Here is a 594-nt window from a genome sequence, read left to right on the forward strand (position 1 = left end):
ACAAGAATAGGCCTTCTCCTTGAGCCTCACAGCCGTCACCAAGTGCGCCATCATCGGCGACGTTGAGACTGTTGTTTGCGACTATCGGGCCTTGGCCGTTATCCCAGTTCAGCAACAAATTGAGGTGCCCATGTTCATTAATGAAAGGGGTCAGTTCGTTGATGGATCCAATACCTGTGCCCGCTTTCGACACTCTTAGTTCAACCTCAAACTGGTCATCAATAAATCGCGCGCTTTCAACGTTGATTTCGAGCGAATCACGTGCCTTTGCAAGATTCTCTAAACGCATTACGTGAACCGTTTTAGCACTTCGGCTTGCGTCTTGGCCGATGATTGGATCGCCATTGTCATCTCGGTCATAAGGTCGGTGACAGCCCGAGCAGGAGTTTTGTGGCTCGCCGTTTCTTACCCAAGCCGTACCGACTTGGTTATCATGCGCGCCTCTGTCTCGGTACAAATGACAGGTTTCACAGGCAACTTGGCTTGGGTGTTCAAACCAATTGTTGGCGTCTGATGCTTTCGCGACATCGGTTGAATGGCAGGTTGTACAGTTGCGGGCATCTTGCGGGAAAGGGTTGCCTTCAATGACTAAAC

Annotated in this window: 1 protein-coding gene; it reads right to left on the reverse strand. The window is 50.5% G+C overall.

Annotated elements, in window-relative coordinates; all coding sequences use genetic code 11:
- Positions 1-594, reverse strand: a 594-nt coding sequence (locus R8N49_RS25945) for a multiheme c-type cytochrome (RefSeq protein WP_412034913.1), incomplete at both ends; no start/stop codon positions are given.

Source organism: Vibrio sp. 1978, from assembly GCF_033344345.1.